Here is a 3,256-nt window from a genome sequence, read left to right as displayed (position 1 = left end):
TACCGCTCCTCGACGATCCGCAGCGCCMGCCGCGTATGCGCCAAGAGGACGGCTCCAAGGGGGAACATGGCGGTGCCCATGCGCCCAGTCAACCAGCGCGGGCGGCGGCGAGGGTCGCCGGGGCGGGATTSGCCGGACCTTCCCGACGCGGCGCGCGTGCGCGCGGGCTAGGRCTCGCCGTCGCGCAGGCTCTCGTGGACGCGATGCAGATCCATCAGCAGCGATCCGACGAGGACCCAGTGCAGGGGAGAGGGCGTCTGGATCTGCAGGGGACGGGTGAGGGCGGGTTCGGCGTCGACCACGCGCTCGGGCCCCGCGTCGAGCGCGAACGCGAGACGGACGTCGTGGGCGGCGCGATGCAGCTGCTCCGCGATCGCCCGGACGGCGGGCTCGTCGACGATCGAGCTCTCGTAGCCGTCGTAGACCGCGCGCGTCATGCCGACGGTCTGGGTCACGACGGGACTGAAACGGTCGAGCAGCTCGCCCATCTCGGCCAGTTCGGCGCGGTGCCGCCCGCTGCGCGGGTTGAGCGCCAGCGAGTCGGCGCCGTCGCGGATGGCGTCGGACGCGGCATCCCGGACCGGACGGAGCAGCCGCGCCTCGATCAACAGGCCCTCGAGCGAAGCGGGCGTCTGGGGCGTCTCGAGGGCGTCGGCCAGCCGCTCGAGGGCGCCGGCGAGCTCGCGGCCCAGCACGTCGACCTTGTCGCGGGCCGCGGGCACGAGCACGGGTGGGACGAGCACCGCGTTGACGACGATGCCGATCGCCGCGCCGATGAGGGTCTCGAGCACGCGGTCGAGCGCGTAGTTGGGGGTCGCGGTGCCCAGGGCCAGCACGAGGAGCGCGCTGATGGCGATCTGGTTGGTCGCGCCCGGCGAGATGCGCGCGGCCCACGCCACGGCCAGCGCGACGCCCGCCGACAGCAGCGCCACCCACGGCTGCGAGCCGAAGACGAGGCCCAGCGCCGCGGCGATGACGACGCCCAGGATGACGCCGACGCTGCGCTCGACCGCGCGCGTGAACGACTGGTTGATGCTCGGCTGGACGACCAGCAGCGCGGCGATCGCGGCGAAGATCGGCGGCGGACCCTGCACCAGCCACCCCGCGACCAGCCAGGCGGCGATGATCGCGAGAGCGGACTTGGCCACCTGCAGCAGGGGGACGCGCCGCGGGGCGCGCACGTTCAGGCTGCCGCGCACCGTCCGCAGATCGGGCAGACGCACCATCACGCGCTCCGGTCGACGATGTCGGCGGCGTGGTCGGCGACCCACTCCATGAGGGGGAGGACGCGCTGCATGAGATCGCGTCCGAGCGGCGACAGGGCGTATTCGACGCGCGGGGGCACCTCGGGGTACGCGGTGCGCCGGACCAGGCCGTCGGCCTCGAGGGTCTTCAGGGTGCTGGCGAGCATCTTCTCGCTGATGCCGGCGACGTTGCGGCGCAGCACCCCCCATCGCTGCGTCCCGTCCGACAGGGCGAGGAGCACCAGGATGCCCCACTTGCCCATCACGTGGTCGAGGACCGTCCGTGTCGGACACCCGTCGGTGAAGATCTGGGGATCGCGACCGCGCAGATCGGCAAGACTGACGCTCATGTGAGTACCTAACCAGAAAGTGGGTACCGGCATTCCGGAATGCGCCGAACGGTGTCGGGTTGGAACGGGCGTACCCACGAAAGGAACACTCCCATGACTCTCCTCGTCACCGCCGCCACCGGCCACCTCGGCCGTCTCGTCGTCTCCGCCCTGCTCGAGCGCGGGACAGCCGCGTCCGACATCGTCGCGGGCGTCCGTACCCCTGCCAAAGCCGCCGACCTCGCCGATCGCGGCGTGCGCGTCGTCGAGCTCGACTACTCCCGGCCCGAGACCCTCGCTCCGGCCCTGACGGGCGTCGACCGCGTCCTGCTCATCTCGGGCACCGACGCCGATCGCGTCGCCGGGCACCGCAACGTCGTGGCGGCGGTCGCGGAGGCGGGCGTCGAGCGCCTGGTCTACACCAGCGCGCCGCGCGTCGACGAGATCGACTACGCGCTCGGCGCCGACCACCTGGCGACCGAGCAGGCGATCGCCGCCTCGGGGGTCTCGGCGACGATCCTCCGCCACAACTGGTACACCGAGAACTACCTCGACGCGGTCGCGCGTGCGGCCGAGACGGGCGAGATCGTCGCGGCCGCCGGCGACGCGCGCGTCGCGAGCGCGAGCCGTCGCGACTACGCCGAGGCCGCGGCGGTGGCCCTGACCACCGACGACCTGGCCGGTCGGACGATCGAGGTCGGCGGCGACGTGGCCTGGACCTACGACGAGCTCGCCGCCGCGGCGGGCGAGGTGCTGGGCCGCCCGGTGACCTACACCGCGGTGACCGTCGACCAGCTGGCGGCGGGCCTCGAGGCGGCGGGACTGGATGCCGGGACGGCGGCGTTCGTCGCCGGCATCGACGACGCGATCGCCCGCGGGGCGCTCTCGCAGACGGACGGCGCCCTGGCCCGCATCATCGGCCGCCCGACGACCCCGCTGATCGACGGGCTGCGCGAGGGGCTCGCCTCGCGCTGACCCGCGGCGGATCGCCGCGACGCGTCGCCCGCTTCGACGCGTCGCGGCGATCACGCTCGGCCGTCAGACCGCGGCTCGGGCGGTCAGCCGGCGCTGACGCATCGCGAGGAAGAGGGGGAGCGTGAACGCGAAGGCCGTCAGGCCCGACAGCACCACGTACACCCATGCGAAGCGCATGCCGAGACGTCGGCCCTCGACGAGGATGAAGATGCTGCCCGCGATCGCCACGACCAGCAGGTCCACGGTGATGGACGACACCGCGGGACCGCTCGAGACGAGGTCGCCGATGAAGTCGCGCATCTGCACGATCGCGAAGGCGTTGAAGATCCACGTGCCCACGAGTCCGGCGACGGACAGGACGAGGTACGCCACGGCGGTCGGTGTCCAGTGGCGTCGGAGCTCGCTCATGAGCCGATCCTGCCCGGCCCCCGATGTCGGAGGAGGGGGCTAGCGTCGCACCATGGATGCCACCACCGCGACACGCATGCTCGACGACCGCGCGCGCGAGGTCGAGGCGCGCCTGGCCCGGTTGCGCGAGGACGACGACAGCCTGCGCCACGACCGGGCCGACGCGACCGCCGACGACGAGCACGATCCCGAGGGGTCGACGCTCTCGGGGGAGTGGGCGCAGGTCGACGCGCTGCGCCGCGGGGCCGAGGCGGAGCGCGACGAGATCCGCGCCGCGCGCGAGCGCGTGGCATCCGGTGT

5 protein-coding genes are annotated in these 3,256 nt (G+C 73.3%); 2 read left to right on the top strand and 3 right to left on the bottom strand.

Going from position 1 to position 3,256, the window contains the following annotated elements:
* Positions 1-167: 167 nt before the first annotated feature.
* Together DC432_RS15995 and DC432_RS15990 are read right to left on the bottom strand one after the other, a co-directional pair.
* On the bottom strand, positions 168-1,226 hold the full coding sequence (locus DC432_RS15995; protein ID WP_116538675.1) for an FUSC family protein: 1,059 nt from the start codon (positions 1,224-1,226) through the stop codon (positions 168-170).
* Positions 1,226-1,594 carry a winged helix-turn-helix transcriptional regulator gene (locus tag DC432_RS15990; RefSeq protein ID WP_116538674.1) on the bottom strand — a complete coding sequence of 123 codons (369 nt, stop codon included), beginning with the start codon at positions 1,592-1,594 and terminating at the stop codon, positions 1,226-1,228. The genes DC432_RS15995 and DC432_RS15990 overlap by 1 nt, the downstream gene beginning before the upstream one ends.
* A gap of 93 nt (positions 1,595-1,687) precedes the next feature.
* On the opposite strand from DC432_RS15990, the gene DC432_RS15985 reads away from it, so the two are divergent.
* Positions 1,688-2,548 carry an SDR family oxidoreductase gene (locus DC432_RS15985; protein WP_116538673.1) on the top strand — a complete coding sequence of 287 codons (861 nt, stop codon included), beginning with the start codon at positions 1,688-1,690 and terminating at the stop codon, positions 2,546-2,548.
* Positions 2,549-2,611: 63 nt separating this feature from the next.
* Here the strand turns inward: DC432_RS15985 and DC432_RS15980 are convergent, their stop codons facing one another.
* Positions 2,612-2,956, bottom strand: a complete 345-nt coding sequence (locus tag DC432_RS15980; RefSeq protein ID WP_116538464.1) for a DUF2834 domain-containing protein — start codon at positions 2,954-2,956, stop codon at positions 2,612-2,614.
* A gap of 52 nt (positions 2,957-3,008) precedes the next feature.
* Between DC432_RS15980 and DC432_RS15975 the strand changes: the two genes are divergently transcribed.
* The coding region (locus DC432_RS15975; RefSeq protein ID WP_243393182.1) for a molecular chaperone DnaK at positions 3,009-3,256 on the top strand (248 nt) is incomplete at its 3' end.

Source organism: Microbacterium testaceum, from assembly GCF_003075375.1.
Classification (GTDB): domain Bacteria; phylum Actinomycetota; class Actinomycetes; order Actinomycetales; family Microbacteriaceae; genus Microbacterium; species Microbacterium testaceum_E.
The sequence above is the reverse complement of the archived record's forward strand: the minus strand, read 5'-3'. Positions and strand labels throughout refer to the sequence as shown.